At 60.2% G+C, this 17,619-nt stretch carries 18 protein-coding genes; 6 read left to right on the top strand and 12 right to left on the bottom strand.

The genetic code is table 11. The annotated features are described in order from the left end of the window. Positions 1-59: 59 nt before the first annotated feature. Positions 60-590 carry a hypothetical protein gene (locus RID42_08610; GenBank protein MEQ8247732.1) on the bottom strand — a complete coding sequence of 177 codons (531 nt, stop codon included), beginning with the start codon at positions 588-590 and terminating at the stop codon, positions 60-62. A 139-nt stretch (positions 591-729) separates the two neighbouring features. On the opposite strand from RID42_08610, the gene RID42_08605 reads away from it, so the two are divergent. Then, on the top strand, positions 730-2,310 hold the full coding sequence (locus RID42_08605) for an FAD-binding oxidoreductase (GenBank protein ID MEQ8247731.1): 1,581 nt from the start codon (positions 730-732) through the stop codon (positions 2,308-2,310). Here the strand turns inward: RID42_08605 and RID42_08600 are convergent. Further along, positions 2,307-3,323, bottom strand: a complete 1,017-nt coding sequence (locus RID42_08600; GenBank protein MEQ8247730.1) for a class I SAM-dependent methyltransferase — start codon at positions 3,321-3,323, stop codon at positions 2,307-2,309. The genes RID42_08605 and RID42_08600 overlap by 4 nt on opposite strands. 94 nt (positions 3,324-3,417) lie before the next feature. Here RID42_08600 and RID42_08595 point away from each other — a divergent pair, with 94 nt between their 5' ends. From RID42_08595 to RID42_08575, 5 genes are all read left to right on the top strand, one after another. After that, on the top strand, positions 3,418-3,897 hold the full coding sequence (locus RID42_08595; GenBank protein MEQ8247729.1) for a paraquat-inducible protein A: 480 nt from the start codon (positions 3,418-3,420) through the stop codon (positions 3,895-3,897). A gap of 7 nt (positions 3,898-3,904) precedes the next feature. Further along, a complete protein-coding gene (locus RID42_08590) occupies positions 3,905-4,726 on the top strand; it encodes a CoA transferase (GenBank protein ID MEQ8247728.1) in 822 nt (273 codons plus the stop codon). Beyond that, the gene (locus tag RID42_08585) at positions 4,723-5,457 is read left to right on the top strand and encodes a CoA-transferase (GenBank protein ID MEQ8247727.1); all 735 of its coding nucleotides are present in this window, start codon (positions 4,723-4,725) and stop codon (positions 5,455-5,457) included. Before RID42_08590 ends, RID42_08585 begins: the two co-directional genes overlap by 4 nt. After that, the gene (locus tag RID42_08580) at positions 5,454-6,647 is read left to right on the top strand and encodes a CoA transferase (GenBank protein ID MEQ8247726.1); all 1,194 of its coding nucleotides are present in this window, start codon (positions 5,454-5,456) and stop codon (positions 6,645-6,647) included. The genes RID42_08585 and RID42_08580 overlap by 4 nt, the downstream gene beginning before the upstream one ends. 127 nt (positions 6,648-6,774) lie before the next feature. Then, positions 6,775-7,935 (top strand): class I SAM-dependent methyltransferase, encoded by a 1,161-nt coding sequence (locus RID42_08575; protein MEQ8247725.1) that lies wholly within the window; start codon positions 6,775-6,777, stop codon positions 7,933-7,935. Between the two features lie 69 nt (positions 7,936-8,004). Here the strand turns inward: RID42_08575 and RID42_08570 are convergent, their stop codons facing one another. The 10 genes from RID42_08570 to RID42_08525 all read right to left on the bottom strand — a co-directional run bounded on the left by RID42_08570 (position 8,005) and on the right by RID42_08525 (position 17,520). After that, entirely contained in the window at positions 8,005-8,970 is a 966-nt protein-coding gene (locus RID42_08570; protein ID MEQ8247724.1) for a polysaccharide deacetylase family protein, read from the bottom strand. A gap of 4 nt (positions 8,971-8,974) precedes the next feature. Continuing rightward, a complete protein-coding gene (locus tag RID42_08565; GenBank protein ID MEQ8247723.1) occupies positions 8,975-9,901 on the bottom strand; it encodes a polysaccharide deacetylase family protein in 927 nt (308 codons plus the stop codon). Between the two features lie 38 nt (positions 9,902-9,939). After that, on the bottom strand, positions 9,940-10,614 hold the full coding sequence (locus RID42_08560; GenBank protein ID MEQ8247722.1) for an isochorismatase family protein: 675 nt from the start codon (positions 10,612-10,614) through the stop codon (positions 9,940-9,942). 122 nt (positions 10,615-10,736) lie between these two features. Then, the gene (locus RID42_08555; protein MEQ8247721.1) at positions 10,737-11,261 is read right to left on the bottom strand and encodes a hypothetical protein; all 525 of its coding nucleotides are present in this window, start codon (positions 11,259-11,261) and stop codon (positions 10,737-10,739) included. Continuing rightward, entirely contained in the window at positions 11,242-11,796 is a 555-nt protein-coding gene (locus RID42_08550) for a response regulator (GenBank protein MEQ8247720.1), read from the bottom strand. The genes RID42_08555 and RID42_08550 overlap by 20 nt, the downstream gene beginning before the upstream one ends. 77 nt (positions 11,797-11,873) lie before the next feature. Beyond that, positions 11,874-12,890 (bottom strand): 2-oxoacid:ferredoxin oxidoreductase subunit beta, encoded by a 1,017-nt coding sequence (locus RID42_08545; protein ID MEQ8247719.1) that lies wholly within the window; start codon positions 12,888-12,890, stop codon positions 11,874-11,876. Position 12,891: 1 nt separating this feature from the next. Beyond that, positions 12,892-14,757 carry a 2-oxoacid:acceptor oxidoreductase subunit alpha gene (locus RID42_08540; GenBank protein MEQ8247718.1) on the bottom strand — a complete coding sequence of 622 codons (1,866 nt, stop codon included), beginning with the start codon at positions 14,755-14,757 and terminating at the stop codon, positions 12,892-12,894. A gap of 103 nt (positions 14,758-14,860) precedes the next feature. After that, positions 14,861-16,165 (bottom strand): FAD-dependent oxidoreductase, encoded by a 1,305-nt coding sequence (locus tag RID42_08535; protein ID MEQ8247717.1) that lies wholly within the window; start codon positions 16,163-16,165, stop codon positions 14,861-14,863. Positions 16,166-16,246: 81 nt separating this feature from the next. Then, positions 16,247-17,071 (bottom strand): MBL fold metallo-hydrolase, encoded by an 825-nt coding sequence (locus RID42_08530; GenBank protein MEQ8247716.1) that lies wholly within the window; start codon positions 17,069-17,071, stop codon positions 16,247-16,249. Between the two features lie 191 nt (positions 17,072-17,262). Beyond that, positions 17,263-17,520: a hypothetical protein gene (locus tag RID42_08525; protein ID MEQ8247715.1), complete on the bottom strand. Its 258-nt coding sequence runs from the start codon at positions 17,518-17,520 to the stop codon at positions 17,263-17,265. Positions 17,521-17,619 lie beyond the last annotated feature (99 nt).

Here is a 17,619-nt window from a genome sequence, read left to right as displayed (position 1 = left end):
TCAAGGCACAAAAAAAAGCCCCGCCAAAGCGGGGCTTTTTCTTGATTTTCTGACCTCGATTACGATTCGGAAATCGTAAAGGTCAGCGTCTCGCTGTAATCGGTTGCCTGGTCCAGGTTCGCCGACGTGCCGTCGTAGGAGACGTTGGCATCGTAGGAGTCGCCGCCGACTGCGGTCCGGGCCGCGCTTGAAATGAATGTACCGGTATCCCCCGAAAAGGAGATCGCCACTGCGCCCCGCAGCAAGGTAAACGACAGATCGTCGTTGGTCGTTGCCGTCGGGCTATGGAAGCAGGGACCGTTGGCCGAGCCACAGTCGCTGCTCGACTGGTTCAGTGAACTGACGGATACGGCGTAGCCTGTCGGGTTGTTTGCCTGGGCGACGACCGTCGCCACCTTAAGCTGGGTGACGGTGCCGGTTAGATCGAGCCCCGACGCTGCCGCTGCCGGCGTGACCGTAATGGCCAAGATTTGTTGAACGGTACCGGTGAGGGTTAGTTGACCCGAGGTCGCCGCAAGAGCGGTACCACCGGCAAAAATACCAAAGGCCGCAATCCCGCCAATGGCGTGTCGCAGATTTCTTCTGCTCATTGATTTCTCCTCTATGCCGCACTGGGTTTATAACATGATTGTCCGAATTTTCGACGAATAAGACCTTGATGCGGCTCAAAACACTTATGGTTGTACGCGACGCCAGGGCACCACCCAAACGGCGGCGCAGGCGGTGCCAATGACTCTCTCCCCAACGACCGAATCGTGCGCCGCTCACCTGCGCCAGCGGCTCGGAGGTGCCCACGTTCATTCCGACGAACCGACGCGGCAGTTCTTTTCGACGGACATCTTTTACGTGGGTGCGCCCTGCGACCTCGTGATCGCCCCCGGCGATACCGAAGAACTGGCGGCCGCGGTTGCCATCGCGACATCGGCGGGCCTCGCTGTCGTACCGCGCGGTGGCGGGATGTCCTACACCCGCGGCTATTTGGGCGGTGTCGGGTCGGTCCTGGTCGATACCCGGCGCATGAACCGTGTGCTCGATCTCAACACCCAAGACATGATCGTGACGGTCGAGGCCGGTATCACGTGGGAGGCGCTGGACGCTGCGCTCAAACCCTACGGCGTGCGCACACCGTTCTGGGGCACGGGATCCGGGAAGTACGCGACCGTGGGCGGCACGGTGTCGCAAAACGCAATCAATTATGGGTCCGGTCGATTTGGCCCGGCGGTAGATTCGGTTCTAGGGTTGGATGTGGTGCTGGCCGACGGCACGATCTTGACGACCGGTTCGGCCGCAACGCCGTTCGCGCCGTCGCCGTTCTTTCGGACCTACGGACCCGATCTGACAGGCCTGTTCCTGGCCGATACCGGCGCACTCGGGATCAAAGCAACGGTGACCCTGAAGTTGATTCCGCGCGCGCCCGCAACTGCCTACGCAAGTTTCGAGTTCGCCGATGCCGCGGCGCTGTGCCGGGCGATGAGCGACCTCGCGCGGCGCGCGCTGACCAGTGAGTGTTCGGGCTATGACGCGCTGCTGATGGCCTACATGATTCGCAAACAAAGCCTGGCGGACGACTTTCGCAAACTGGGGCAAGTGGTTCGCTCAGGCCGCGGCCTCTTGGATGGCATGCGGGACGCCGCGAAGGTCGCGTTGGCGGGGCGGCATGCGTTTCGCGATATCGCCTATTCGATTCATTTCACGGTCGACGGGCGCAACGAAACCGAGGCCACCGCCAAGATGGCTCAGGCGAAGGCGATTTGCGCCGCAGGCGGCACCGAGATCGAAGCAAGCGTTCCGCGACTGGTGCGCGCCGGACCGTTTCCAACCCCTACCCTCCTGTTCAACCAGGACGGCAAGCAGTGGATTCCGGTCCACGGCATTGTGCCGCATTCGCGCGCATTGGCCTTCGTCGGTGCGGTGGAGCGATACTTCGAAGAGAACCAAGCCATTTTGGATAAGAACGGAATCGAATGGGGCAATTTCATTGTTCCCGCGAGCGCCCAGGCGTTGCGGATCGAACCCTGCCTGTTTTTTCCTGACGCGCCCAACGCACTGCGGCGGAGTTTTTTCGACGACGATTATCTGAGCGGGCTCTCGACCCACGACCGCCGCCAGGACGTTCATGACACCGTGCGTGATCTTCGCGCGGGAATTGCCGCCTTAGCGAAGGACTTCGGCGCAGTTCACTTTCAAATCGGGCGGCAATATCCCTACCGTGAAACGCGCGACGCCGAGACCTATGCGTTGTTGCGCGCGATCAAAGCGGCGGTCGACCCGCGCGGACTGATGAACCCGGGGACACTGGGACTAGATTAGCCGATGAGAAAGCGCGGCGGTCGTGCCAGGGCAAGGACGCTATCCGCATCTGGGCCGTGCCAGCACAAGCTGACGTCGATACTGACGGGCTGAGCGGTTTCCGCCACCAACGGGTGGGCCAGGCGCAGGACTGCAGTCCGGGCACCGGCCACAATGTCGGTCGAGGCGTCGGCCTGGAGCATGTGCGGTTGTTTTAGATCGGTGTAGGACAGGACAAATCGTCCTTGGAAGGTACCGGCCGGCGCCGGCCGCGCGAGGTCAATTTCGATACCCTGTAGCGGTCCGTCCGCAATCCCACCGAGCGTGTGGAGACGCCGGCCAAGCGGCGGATGTTCGGGACCGACCAAAACTAAGAATGGAAGCCCCTCGAAGGAAGATCGCAGCGAGGAGAATGCGGCGGCGGTGCGATGCCCCTCGATCGCCCCGCCGATTTCCTGCCAGTCGGGTCGTAGAGCGAGGAAATCCTTCACCGCATGGAATACGGCCGGTTGGGTTGAATCGTCGACCAAAATCACCGCGCCCGGCGCGGCGAACCGAGCGCAGTTGAGAAGGTCGACCAGTGCGGCAGTGTGCCGATGGTCCCCGTCAACCACGCAGAGGTCGAACCAAATCTCTTTTTTCCGGGAGAAGGTCGAGAAAAGCTGCTCCGCACTATGGGGCAAGAACATTGTTGCTTCCTGGAGCGCCTGCGGCCAGGTCGCGATCTCCGCTTCGACGTAGGGGGCCCGCGCAGCGTTGCTATCGACGCTCACCACCACGCCACGTCCCTGGACCGCATCCGCCAGGACCTTTGTGCCGCCAGCGAAATAGGTACCGATCTCTAGTACAGAGGTTGCACCGACGACCTGAATCGTTTCGTGCAGAAAAGCCAAAGCCTTGGGCGAAAGTAGCGAGCGGCTTTCCAGGCCCGCGAAGTTCAGGCATTTGCGGCGATACGGCGTCGATCCTGGTATCGCGCGGATCGCGGCGCCAACATTGAATTCGGGGTCTTCGGCGGTGGCCAGAGCGTGCATCGAGATTCCTCCCTCGCGCCGATCTTCCGGCTTTATGGTAAACGAACGGTTAAGGTGCGGCGCGAGCGAACGGCGCAGGGATATTGCAACAATCATGAAACGTGACTGGATTTCGGGAATTCTCTTGATTTCGGCGGCACCCCTGTTGGTGGTCGGTCTTTGGATGCCAGTGATTTCGGTCCGCAGCATGCTGGTCTTTCACCAGGAATTTTCTCTGCTCGACGGAGTAATCGCCTTCCTGCGCGGGGGCGACTACTTCTTGTTCGCCGTCGTCGGACTCTTCACCGTATTGTTGCCGGCATTGAAGATCGGAACCGCCTTAATGGTGTGGACCCTTGGATTGACGCACGGTTGGGCGCCGCGATTGGTTTCCCTGTTCGAGAAGATATCGCGGTGGTCGATGCTGGATGTCCTTGTGGTCGCACTCACCATCCTCTTTCTAGAAGGCAGTTTGGTGACACGAGCCGATATCGGACTGGGAATCGTTCTCTTTGGCGGAGCAGTGATCCTTTCGACGATCGCGACCCACCGCTTGGCCCGGTCGCACGTTCGACCGGTCGACGATTCGGTATAGTCCCACAATGACAACGTGGACCACCGTCGACGACTTGGCCGGAATGATCCCGGACGGAGCATCCCTCGCCGTGATTCGCGACGGCTGCGGCGTGGCGATGGGGGTTACGCGCGCCTTGGTGCGACGGAATGCCCGCGACCTGCGCCTGATCAATGTGCCCACCGGTGGGATACAGACCGATCTGTTGGTCGGCGCCGGTTGCGTCACGACGCTGGAGACCTCCGGCGTGTCGCTCGGCGAATACGGTGCGGCCGGGCGATTCGCGCAAGCGGTGACTGCAGGGTCGCTGGAGATCAAAGAAGCGACCTGCCCAGCCATTCACGCCGGACTTCAGGCTGCCGAAAAAGGCGCACCATTCTTCCCGCTGCGCGGCGTCCTCGGCTCCGACATCGTAGGCGTTCGGCCAGACTGGACCATCATCGACAATCCGTTGAGCACCGGTGGCCAGGATCCGATCCTGCTGGTCCCCGCGATCGGCCCGGACATTGCGTTGTTCCATTGCGCCATGGCCGACGACGCGGGCAACGTTTGGGTCGGGCGCGAGCGCGACCTGATCACCATGGCGCACGCATCGGCGCAAACATTAGTGACGGTCGAGAAGCGCTATGCCGGCAACTTTTTCGATGACCCAACGTTAGCCGCCGGCACCCTGTCGTCGTTCTACGTCAGCGCGATCGCCCTCGATTTGGAGGGGTGCAAACCGCTTGGGTTCCCCGGTCAGTACACCGAGGACGGCGACCACCTGCGTGCCTACGCCGAAGCATCCCGTAGCGCCGCGGGGTTTGCGGCCTATCTCGACCGGTACGTCCTTACCACCGAGGCGGCGTGACGGCCTACAACTCACATGAACTCTTGATCGCCGCGATGGCTCGGATGTTGACCGGCACACGCCATATCGCCGTGGGCGTCTCTTCGCCGATCCCGGCTTCGGCGGCCCTGTTGACGCGCCACCTGTCGGGTGGGGCCACCCGGGTGTCGATTCTCGGCGACCCCAGCAATACGTTTTGGTCGGACGGCGGGAAGGAACTCTTCGATTGCGCCGCGCAGGGGCGTATCGACGCGTTCTTTTTTTCCGGCGGTCAGATCGACGGTGCCGGAAACATCAATCTCGTAGGGATCGGCAACTACCCACGGGCGAAAGTACGCTTCGGCGGCTCCTACGGGTCAGCCTTTTTGTACTACATGATCCCGCGCGTCATTCTTTTCCGGCCCGACCACGATCCCCGGGTTCTTGTCCCCAAGGTGGACTTCATCAGCGCCGCGGGAACCAGTCCGCCCGGCGTTTGGCGACGCGGCGGACCCTATGCGTTGATCACCGGAAAAGCGCTATTCCACTTCGACTCGAACAAAGGGCGTTTCATGCTCCAATCGGTACACCCGGGCAACTCGCCCGACGACATCCGGGCCGCGACGGGATTCGACTACGACGTCGCCCCCGACCTCGGCGAGACGACCCCACCGGACTCCGCAACCCTCGGCCTCATTCGTGGCAGCGTCGGTCGCGAGATCGCCGCGACGTACCCCGCATTCGCCCGCGATTCACTGGGAGTTTCAGCATGAGCCGCGCACTGGAGGGGATGAAAGTCATCGACCTGTCCCGGGTCCTCGGCGGCCCCTATTGCACCCAAATGCTGGCCGATCACGGTGCCGACGTGATCAAGGTCGAGCCGCCCCAGGGCGATGAAACGCGCGAGTGGGGTCCGCCGTTCAGTCACGGCTTGAGTGCTTATTTTGCGAGTCTCAACCGCAACAAGCGCAGCCTCGCGCTGGACCTGTCAACGGAGGAAGGCCGCGCCGTCCTGATGCGCCTGCTCGAGACCGCCGACATCGTCGTCGAGAATTTCAAAGTTGGGACGATGGAACGCTGGGGCATCGGTCCGGACGACCTGCAAGAACGCTTTCCCAAGCTGATCCATGCCCGCATCACGGGCTTCGGCAGCGACGGCCCACTGGGTGGGATGCCGGGCTACGACGGTGCGGTCCAGGCATGGTCGGGCCTTCTCAGCGTCAACGGCGATCCGGATAGCGGGCCGGTGCGCGTAGGGGTTTCGATCGTCGATATGGTTACCGGTCTAAATACAGCGATCGGCATTCTGATGGCGGCAGAGGAGCGCCGCCGCTCCGGCAAAGGCCAGTTCCTCGAAGTCACGTTGTACGATGCGGCGCTGTCGATCCTTCTGCCCTACCCGCACAACTGGTTCATGACGGACCGACCGCCCAAGATGATGGGCAACCGAAGCCCCAATATTGCGCCGTACGACTTGTTCCAGACCGCCGGACATAACCTCTTCCTGGCCGTCGGCAACGACCGGCAGTTCCGCCGACTGTGTGTCGAAATTGGGCAACCAGACATCGCCGACGAGCCGCGGTTCGCCTCCAACGCCGACCGTCTGAACCATCAGGACGAGTTGAGAACGGCATTGGAGGGGGCGCTGTCCGCGCAGGACGGCGAAACCTTGGCCAAACGGTTGATGGAGATCGGGATCCCCGCCGGCGCTGTGCTGTCGATCCCAGATGCGATGAACCATCCCCACGCGGCGCACCGCAACATGATCGTCGACGCGGGCCGTATTCGGACCATCGGACCGCCCATAAAATTTGGCCGAACGCCCGCCGGGACGCACACCGAACCCCCGGCATTCGGCGCCCACAGCGCCGAGGTTTTGGCCGAATTCGGCTTCGACGCCAGCGAAATCGAGGCCTTAAGGGACGCCGGCGTCACCCCTGCGCGAACCCGGAAATTGACCTAAATCAGGGAATTCAGGCCATTCTCTCGCGAAGATGTTCACTATCCGTACGCCAAAATTCCTAGACCAATTTGGCCAAGGCGGTGTGGTATATTGGCGCTAGCGAGACAGCCTAGGGGCGGGAGAACACATGCAACAAGAAAATGTAACGTGGCGGGGCTTCGGCAAACACGAGATGGTCGTCGATACCGATCACGACGAATCCGCGCGGATGGATTTCATGATGAATCTGTTCAAGCACGTCGGATCCGAAATTTGGCCGGGCCATCGCAAGCTCTACGACAACAAAGTCGAACCGGCCTTTGAAAAGGCGCACGGCCGCAAACCGAAGGACCGCCACGAGGTCCGTAAAGCAATGCTGGAGGAAGAGTATTTCCGCCTTTGGAGCATGCTGCGGCTCTATGCCCAGGAAAACGGCTATAACGAGCGGCGCAAGCTCGTCGAGCGCCAGTTGGATGACCTGATCGAGCGCGCTAAGCCGCGCAAGACCGATAAAGGTACGGTCGAGATCGATCCGAATTTCGAAGTCCCGCGCTACCACACGCCGTTCGACATGCACTGGATGCCGGGCAGCTTCTTCACCGAATTCACTAAAGACGATGTTTCGGCGGGTGCCATGTACGACGCCGGCGGATTGTACTTTTCGACCGGCGGCATGCTGGGCAAGTACAACAACGGTGCCGGCTATGCGGTAGCGGCCTGGATCAAGGAGAACTATCCGCACATCAAGCCGAAGCGGATTCTCGATCAAGGGTGCACGGTTGGCGCCAATACGTTGCCGTACAAGGATGCCTGGCCGGATGCCGAAGTCATCGGGATCGACATCGGCGGCCCATGCCTGCGCTACGGTCATCGCCGGGCGGAAAGCCTCGGTTATGGCGTCACGTTCTCGCAGCAGAATGCCGAGCACACCAAGTACGAGGACGAATCCTTCGACATGGTGTTGTCCACGATGTTCCTGCACGAAACGTCGAACAAAGCCGTCTACAACATCGTCAAAGAGAATTACCGGTTGCTCAAACCAGGCGGGCTCATGCTCCACGTCGAGCAACCCCCGTTCAAGTTGATCGACGACCCGTTCGAGCAGCTTATGAAGGATTGGGACACCCATAACAACAACGAGCCGTTCTGGGGCCGAATGCACGATATGGACCTTGAGGACGTCGCGCTGCGCGCCGGCTTCAAAAAGAAAAATATCGTACAGACCTTCGCTAACCAGATCCGACCGACGGACGAGGACACCTATAGCCCCGGTCCCGGCCAGTGGTTCATCTACGCTGCGACGAAGTAAGCAGCAACCGACCAAATGCAAAAGGGGCGCCTGTGGGCGCCCCTTTTTTGTGTCGATCGCTGCAGCAGGTTACTGCTGCTTTTTCCACTCTTGCATGATGTCGTAGCCCGTGGCGTTCCATACGCCCGCGTGTTTGCCGACGTAGTTGAGCGCCTCTTCGAGGTATTTGATGCGATGCGGCTGACCGGACATCCACGGGTGAATGGTGATCGCCATGATACGGCCGCCCTCGCGTCCCGCTTCGTCGTACATCAGATCGAACTGATCCTTCACTTGGTCGACGAAGTCTTGCTCCTGGTGCTTGTAGTGCAGCCAAACCACCGAATCGTCGATCCAGTGTTGATGCGGCATCGCGACGATCTCGCCCGATTTCGTGCGGAAGGGATAGGGCATGTCGTCGTTGATCCAGTCGCAGAAATACTCGACGCCCTCGGCGGCGATGTAATCCGGCGTTTCGAAGGATTCCGAGCGCGCCGGAGACAGCCAACCCTTGACCGGTTGGCCGGACATCTCGCGTAGTACGGCTAGGGATTCCTTGACCTGAGCCTTTTCTTGCTCTGCGGGCAGACCCGAATAGTGAAGTTTGGCCATGTCGATACCGTTGGCCATGACCTCCCAGCCACGCGCGTTCACCTGATCGATCAGGTAGGGGTAGCGCTGGGCGACCTTCGAATTGAAGGAGGCCGTGACTTTGTCGATGCCCGCGGCATCGAGGGCATCCATGACCCGAAAGATACCGACCCGGTTGCCATAGTCGCGCAACGAGTAATGGCGCAAATCGGGATAGGACGTGACCATCCCGCCCAGCGCCTTGAACGGCTTTGCAGGTGTGTCCAACGGAAAAAACTCGAACGCCACATTGATCCACAGGGCGACCCGCGCCTTATTCGGCCAAGCAACCGGCTTCCTGCGTACCAACAACGACCAATCGTAACGGTCGTGGTCCATGCCGTAGCCGCGGTGGGCATATTCGAGATAGCTGTCCGGAACGGTAGCGCCGGAAACTTCTTTTTGTTCGATAGGGGGGCGTGCCATAGCGCTAGCTCCTCGCCGGATGCTTTTTCTTGAAGTCTTGAATCGCTTGGACGTATTCGTCGTAATAGTGCTCGTAGTAATACTCGGCAATTTCACGACCCGTCGCGACCCAAACATCGTCGTGACTGGTGATGTACTTGAGCGCATCTTCGAAGGCCGCAAGGCGATGGCCCTGCCCGACCGCGTAAGCGTGAAGCGGAATACACATCACTGTGCCGTTCTTTGCACCATCGCTGCGCAGCCGATCGAAGTTCGACTTCAGCATGTCGGCATAGCGCCGGGGCGGCACCATACTGCCGTTGTAGACGATGATGTCGTTCATCTCGAGAGAGTAAGGGATCGAAATGAACTTGCCCTCTTTGACATTGACCGGAAACGGCTGGTCGTCGATGAACAAATCGCACGTATAGAGGATGCCGTTCTTGGCTAGCAGGTCCATCGTGCGCTCGGTGTGGGTGAGGGCCGGCGCGAGATATCCGGCAATCCGTTGGCCCGTATGCTTGAGGACGTTGTCGATCGAATCGGTGATGATCGCCTGTTCCTGCACCTCGTTCATCGCGTAGGAATACCGGGTGTTGTAGATCCCGTGCGAGAAGAATTCCCAGTTCCGTTCTTTGCAGGCCTCGATGATCTCGGGGTGATGGTCGAGTAGCGCGATCGAGAGCGAGATCGAACCACGGACCCCGTAGCGGTCCATGACATCCATCATACGCCAGTGGCCGACCCGGTTACCGTGATCGCGCTCCGCATAGGGAACGACGTCCGGTGGCGGCTTTCCCCAAGGCGTGCGCAATGGGTTCACCGGCGGATCCAGTTCGTAGTACTCGATGTTCGGGGCAACCCAGAAAGCGACCTTGGCGCCATTGGGCCATTTGATCGACGGCCGGGCGTTCCACGGCAAGTATTCGTAAAGACCGAGATCGGCTTTCACAGCCCCTCCAATCGTTTGCTATGCGGCTTCGATGGCAGCTAGTTGGCCGCCTGATAGTTCTCCAGGTATTCCTTGACGACGCTGAAGGGTTCGACGTCGGCGTACTTGAGTTGCATGTCGCACAGGTTCGCGTAGTGCGGAATTTCATGCTTGTCCGCGACACACTCCTCCGCGACGATTGTCCGGTAGCCGCGCGACAGCGACTCAACGCAAGTGGCCCGTACGCAACCCGAAGTCGACCCCCCGGTGAGGATGATGGTGTCGACCTGGTGCCACACGCAAAGCGATTGCAGCGAGGTCTCGTGGAAGGCGGACGGCATCAGTTTGTTGTAGATGGCGTCGCGGGTCGGGTCGATTTTCAACCGGTCGTCGAACTCGAACCGTTCCGATCCGACTTTGATGTTTTGCAGCGAATCCGGTGTATCGGTTCGCGTGCCCCACACACCGGCATCAGCAGCCGTTTCCATGTAGCCGACATGTGTCCAGACGACCGGCAGGTTCTTGGATCGGCAAATTTCGGCGAGGGTGTTGATATAGTCGAGCTGCTTGGGGTCCGTCTCGTAAGCGGTCTTGAACTTCCCGACCGCCGTATAGGCCTTTTGCAGATCGATATTCACCAGGATCGGTTTACGTCCGAAGCCGAACTTCGCCCGGTTCGGATTGGCCTTGATCTGGGCGTAGTACTCGCGCGGCGTGAGATCCGAAGATTCCATCCTGACGTCCTCCCGAAGTCGATTGTTGTTAGAATTTGGCCGTAGAATCGGGGCGCATCCCGCCAATGTCAAGCAACCACGGACGCGTGAAACCGGCGCGGCAATATGCACACGCTAGACGGTCAGGAGAACTTCTCGATGGCCTTTTCCAGCGCGGTCAAAAGTTCGCGGCCCAAAATGCCGCCGTCGCCTTCGACCCGTTCCTTGATAACCGCGTTCATCGTGTCGATGTGGGATTTGACGATTTCAAGGTGGCTTTCACTGGTCAGTGCACGGGTGCCGGTCAATTTGTACAAGGAATCGGCAACCGTCGTGACTAGGGGATAGCCGAATGTGCCACCCTGCCCGCGCATATCGTGCGCGATCTCGTTGATGCGTTTGAATTCGATAGAGCGCCGGGTGTCATCCTTGTCGCGCGCCTTCTTTAGGACATCGTAGAGTTCGCGCACCTGTCCCTGGACCCAATCCGGATAGTCTTCGGCGAACTTGTCGAGTTCGGCCATTGCCTGTTCCAGCGCTTTCATCGCGAAGTTGCCTGGTTCGCGGTGCTGGCCGGTACCGGCTTTTTCCTTCAATCGGTTCCGTAAGCGGAAATAGCGGACCTTGATCTTGCCCTTGGGGTCGAGTTCAAGAGATTTCGTCGTCATAAATGATCTCTATCTCTTCGGGTTTGATCTTGCGGCGATCGGCTAGGCGCGACTCGGTCTTGCGTCGACGCCGATCAGGGCCGAAGTACGTTGGGGTGAGAACATATTGCCGCGGTCGTTCTATCACTTGCCCCAGCCGCTGCATCAGAGACTGCACCGAATAGGGTTTGCCGAGAATCTCGGAGATGCCTAGATCGCGCGCTTCGTTGACATGGGACATATCGGCAAAACCGGTCACCATAACGAAGGGCATGAACTTGTCCGGCGATTCCTTGTGGCGGCGCACCCACTTCAGGAGCAACAGACCGTCCACCGGACTCATCTGCCAATTGGCCATGACGAGATCGATCGAATTGATCCCCCCCTTGACGGGATCTTGCCCAACTTTTTTGAGGGTTTCGATCGCTTCGGAACCGTCGCCAACGGCAATGACGGTACCGACGCCGATGGTATGCAGCAGAGTCTTCAGGAGACCCCGCATATACGCGTTGTCATCGGCGACGACGACGGTAAAGAGCCCTAGGTCGTAGTCCATTGTCCCTTTCGCGGGAGCGCCGTTGTTAGAAAAGACCCAATACGGGAGGGCCTAGCGCTTCCGGTCCCTGGACGCCCTCACACGGTCCAAGTGTAGCCTGAACGCAGTAGTTTGTTGAGGTTTGCATTCGGCGATTTCGCGCGAACGTCGGCGGCCTGCGACAGGACGCCCGTCTCGTAGGTCGGCGCCGGATTGCAATAGAGCACCCCAAGGGCAACCGGCAAGGTGTCGGGATCCATGGACGCCAGCAGCGTGGCCATCACACGATTTGTCTCGTCATGGATCGCAATATCCTCGGCGGTGACGCCGTTCTCGCCAATGGTCACCGCCTCGAATTCGAACGCACCGGGACGCAAGCGCAAGCCGCGATTCTTCTCTTTGCCGAAAATCATCGGTTGGCCGTGCTCGACCCGCACCTGCCGATCCGCGGCAACGGAGGGATCTTTAAATCCATCGAAGACGCCATCGTTGTAGACGATGCAATTTTGGAAGATTTCCAGAAGCGACGCGCCACGGTGGGCATGGGCGCGTTTGAACATCACAGGTAGATGTTTTTGATCGGTATCGACCGAGCGGGCAACGAAGCGGGCACCCGAACCGAGCGCGAACAGAGCCGCCGAAACCGGCGCTTCGACCGAGCCTTGGGGCGTCGACGGCGAACGTGTGCCGATGCGCGAGGTTGGCGAATACTGGCCTTTGGTCAGACCGTAGATCTCGTTGTTAAAGATCAGAATCTGAAGATCGACGTTACGGCGCAAGGCATGCAGGAGATGATTGCCGCCGATCGACAACATATCCCCGTCGCCACCGACGACCCAGATGTCGAGGTCCGGGTTAGAGAGTTTGATCCCGGTCGCGAAAGCCGGTGCCCGCCCGTGGATCGTGTGGAACCCATAGGTTTCCATGTAGTAGGGAAAGCGCGCCGCGCAGCCTATCCCCGACACAAAGACCGTCTTTTCCGGTGTCGCACCGATCTCCGGCATGGTCCGTTGGAGTGCCTTGAGGATGGCATAGTCGCCACAACCCGGACACCAGCGCACTTCTTGATCGGTTGCGAAATCCTTGGCGGTAAGCTGCTCCGGTACGACGTTCATGCTAGGCCTCCAAATGGGCGCGAATCGCGCCTTCGATTTCGCCGATCTTGAACGGTTGGCCGGACACCTTGCTGACGCGCTCGGCCGGGACGAGGTATTCAGCCCGCAACACCGTGACAAGCTGGCCGGTATTCATTTCGGGGACGAGTACCTTGTCAAAATTGGCCAGCAACGCCCCAAGGTTTCGCGGCATCGGCCAAATATGGCGCAAATGAATATGTGAGACGGCGTGACCGTCCGCCCGCACGTTGGAGACCGCGCGATCGATCGGCCCAAAGGTCGAGCCCCAGCCGACAACGGCGATCTTGCCCGAGCTCTCGCCCTGTTCGGGAATCTGCTCGGGAATGTCGTTGGCAATCCCGTCGATCTTCGCTTTTCGGGTGTCGGTCATCTTCTGGTGGTTGGCCGCATCGTAGGAGATGTGACCGGATCCATAGGCCTTTTCGATGCCGCCAATGCGGTGCTCGAGGCCCGGCGTCCCGGGGACGGCCCAATTCCGCGCCAAGGTCTTTTCGTCACGGACGAAGGGGTGGAACCCTTCGGGATCTGTACGGAAGGTCACGTTGAATGGCGGGATCTTGTCGACATCCGGGATGAGCCAGGGTTCGGCGGCATTGGCGATGTAGCCGTCGGTCAGGAGCATCACGGGGGTCATATATTTCGTTGCCAGACGAACCGCCTCGACCGCGGTTTCGAAGCAGTCAGACGGTGACCGCGAGGCGAGAACAACGAGCGGCGCGTCGGCGTTGCGTCCGTAAACGGCCTGGTAGAGGTCCGACTGTTCGGTCTTTGTGGGTAGGCCGGTCGATGGGCCGGCCCGCTGCGAGTTGACGACAACCAACGGCAACTCCGTGCTGATCGCCAACCCGATGGCCTCGCCTTTCAGCGCGATCCCGGGGCCCGAACTTGAAGTGATACCAAGATGGCCGGCGAAGGATGCGCCAATCGCCGAACATACGGCGGCAATTTCGTCCTCGGCCTGAAAGGTGACGACGCCGAATTGCTTGAGTCGAGACAGAATATGCAGGAGCGGCGACGCCGGCGTGATCGGGTAGGACCCGAACATGATTTCCAGACCGGCTTTGTTGGCACCGGCGACCAGTCCCCAGGCCAACGCCTCGCCGCCCGAAACCGTTCGGTATTGGCCCGGCGCGATCTCCGCTGCCGCTACCGAATAGCTTGGCATGTCGTCCAGTTCGGCAGTCTCGCCAAACGCGTGACCGGCATTCAGCGCGGCGATATTCGCGGCCGCTAGGTCCGGCCGTTTGGCGAATTTGCCGTTAAGCCAATCGACCGTCGCTTTACGGTCGCGTCCATACATCCAATAGACCAACCCAAGGGTCCAAAAGTTCTTGCAGCGCAACGCGTCTTTTTTGCCGAGCCCCGATTCCTTGACCGCCTCCATGGTCAACGCCGATACGTCGATCTCGACAACACGGTAGGCGTCGAGGGTCTTATCTTCGAGCGGGTTGGCCGCGAAGCCGGCCCGCTTGATGTTCCGCTCGCTGAAGCTGCCGACGTCGGCGACGATCACACCGCCCTCACGCACATTTGGCAGCTCCACCTTTAGCGCAGCCGGGTTCATCGCCACCAAAACGTCGATCGCGTCGCCCGATGTTTTGATGCGCCGCGACCCGAAGTTGATCTGAAACGACGACACCCCAAAGGTTGTTCCGGTCGGCGCGCGAATTTCAGCGGGAAAGTCGGGGAAGGTCGCCAGATCGTTGCCGGCGAGCGCCGTCGCTTGGGTGAACTGTCCACCGGTCAACTGCATACCGTCGCCGGAATCGCCAGCAAAGCGAACGACCACGGATTCCCGTGCTTCGCGAGGTGCGCTGATCTCAGCCACCGCGGCCGAACTTGCCATGTTCACTCTCCATTCAAGGGACGTCGCGGACCTTAAGTCCGGTCCCGTGGCTAATCAAGAAGTACCGGCGAAAACCCGCAGTATACCTAGGGTTATGCAGGTGCTAATTCCCCAGCACCGCGAGCATTTCCGACAATGTCTCAAACTTGCGGCGCGGCGACGGACCCGGCGCCGCATCGATTTCGGCCGACTCGATTTTCTTCCAGTCGTCGAAGGTCACGACCCGCACGCCTCGCTCTTCAAGTAGTGGGGTCAGCGCCGACCGGCCCGGTTTACCACCGGCACCGCAATCCGCCGCGATATGCTCCGCAGCGGTAGCACCATCGGGCCGGTTGGTGGAAATGACCCCGCTGGGCCCCCGTTTGACCCACCCGACCGCGTAGACCCCGGGCGCAACTCTGCCGTCTTCGTGGACCACGGTCGCCTTTTCCTCGTCGAACGGGACATCGGCAACCGGCAACGACCGGTAGCCCACCGCCGGAATGACGAGACCGCAGGCAATTTCGAAGAACTCGCCGGTGCCAACGGCGCGGCCATCGACGACGGCCGTCTTTTCCAATCGTAGGCCTTCAACATGGGTGCCGCCCAATATCTCAACCGGATTGGCGTAGAACGCAAAGTGGACATGACGCGGTGCGTCGCCCGGCTTGAAACGGGTGAACTCTTTCAAGGTCGAGAGGTTCTTTTCCTTGAGCCGTTGGTCGCGCGGATTGTCCAAGTCGCCGACCTCGTCGGGCAATTGCGCCGGGTCGACCAAAGGGACGGCTTCCTTCAACTCGCCCATTTCGCGCAACTCGACATTTGTGAACTTCGCTTCGATCGGACCGCGCCGCCCGAACATGTACACATCGGTGATCGGCGAGGCTTCGATCGCCGCCGCGGCATATTCGGGCAGGTCGGATTCTGCCATCTCTTCTCGGGTCTTGACCAGAACTCGCGCGATATCGATCGCGACGTTGCCCTGGCCGATAATCGCCACGCTTTTGGTGTTGATGTCCGGTTGGAGATGACGCAGGTCGGGATGGGCGTTGTACCAGCCGACGAAGGTCGCCGAACCGATCACACCTTTCTTGTCCTCGCCGGGTATGCCGGCGAGGCGATCGTGCCCTGCACCGACCGCCAGGACTACGGCATCGTACATCCCGCGCAACTCGGCCAACGTGATGTCGCGGCCGACTTCGACGTTGCCAAAGAAGTTGCAGTGCTCCGCGATCGCCGTTTTCTCGAAGGCGCGCGAAACCTTTTTCGTCGTTTGGTGGTCGGGCGCGACGCCGAAGCGGATCAACCCATAGGGTGTTGGCAGACGGTCGATCAAGTCGATCGTACAGTCCACGCCTTTCTTGATGAGGGCGTCGGCGGTATAGAAACCGGCCGGCCCGGTGCCAATAATGGCCACGCTAATGGTCATTGCGCACGCCTCCCAACGCCGTCACGCCACAGAAATCGCACCGAAAGTATAGGTGGAACGGACGGCTTCGCAACGCGCCGTTTAGAGCAGATTGAAGCGCATGTTCTCGCGCGCCACGATCGCGCCGCCCCACATCTGACGGGCCTCGGTCTCGACCTGTTCCATAAAGCCGTCCTCATGGTCCGGGTCGTGATGAAATATCGCTAACGTCTTGACGTTTGCTGCCTGGCAAAGACGCACACCTTCCTGCCAAGTCGAGTGTCCCCAGCCGATGCGACCGGGAAACTCTTTGTCGGTATAGGTGCAGTCGTAAACAACCAGATCAGCCCCTTCGATTAGTCCTAGGATGTTCTGGTCCAACGATCCGACGACATGTTCGGTGTCGGTGACGTAGCACATCGCCTTGCCGCCATGTTCGATGCGATAACCCGTCGCCCCGTTCGGGTGGTTGAGCGGCGACGTGCGGACCGTCACTTCATCGAATAGCGTGAACGTGTCGCCGGCGTTGAAGTCCTCGAACGCCATACTCGCTCCCATCATCTCCAGCGGAACCGGGAAGGTTGGCTGGGCCATCGTGCCGGCCAGGATCTTTTCGATTCCGCCCTGCTCTACCAAGTGACCGGCCATCACGACGAATTCGTTGCCCTTCGAAAAGGCGGGTGAGAAAAACGGAAAACCGTTGATGTGGTCCCAATGCGTGTGGGACATCAACAGGCGGGCCGACGTGATGCCCTTGCGCTGGAGCCAATGACCGAGATTGCGAATGCCGGTGCCTGCATCGAGGATCAGACGATTGCCGTTGACCGCGACTTCGATGCAGCTTGTGTTACCGCCGAAGGCGACGTGCCGCGGCGACGGGCAGGCGATGCTCCCGCGTACGCCCCAAAACTTGATCTTAAAGCTCATCTACTAGCGGTTCTCTTCGGCGCGCGACAAAGCGCAAAGGCTGGCACCCGCGCGCGTCGGCCCATCAATTCCTGGCACATCAATAGATGTTGCCCCCAATCACGCCATTTTGCGAGTTAAATTCGGTAGTTACCGGCGTTTTATAGCGCGATCTATTAACAAACTCCGTAAACCGCCTCGATCGGTGTCCGCTAGGACGGCCCCGACAATAGATCGCGGCCACGCTCGGTGAGGCGGCATACGAGCCAGTCCGGTTTGATCGGGTTGTCGAACCAGGGCTCCGCCCAACCCTGCTCAATGCAGAACTTGATCGTCTTGGCGCTGATCTGCTGGCCGGAGCGATCGAAGATCGGCAGCTTGCCGCCCGGCTCCTTCAGGCCGCGCTTGAGATAGCGCCGTTGCGCCTCCGAGGGCTTTGGCCGCCCCGCCGTTTTCCCGTTCCCCACCATGGCATGGAGCCTAGACCATGGCCGCAACCCACGACAATGAAGATCGCTGCAATACCGGGAAGATCGCCGCAATACTGGCTGTCCCGAACTTTCTCCTGT

The sequence above is a fragment of the Alphaproteobacteria bacterium genome, from assembly GCA_040216735.1.
Classification (GTDB): Bacteria; Pseudomonadota; Alphaproteobacteria; order SHVP01; family SHVP01; genus CALJDF01.
The sequence above is the reverse complement of the archived record's forward strand: the minus strand, read 5'-3'. Positions and strand labels throughout refer to the sequence as shown.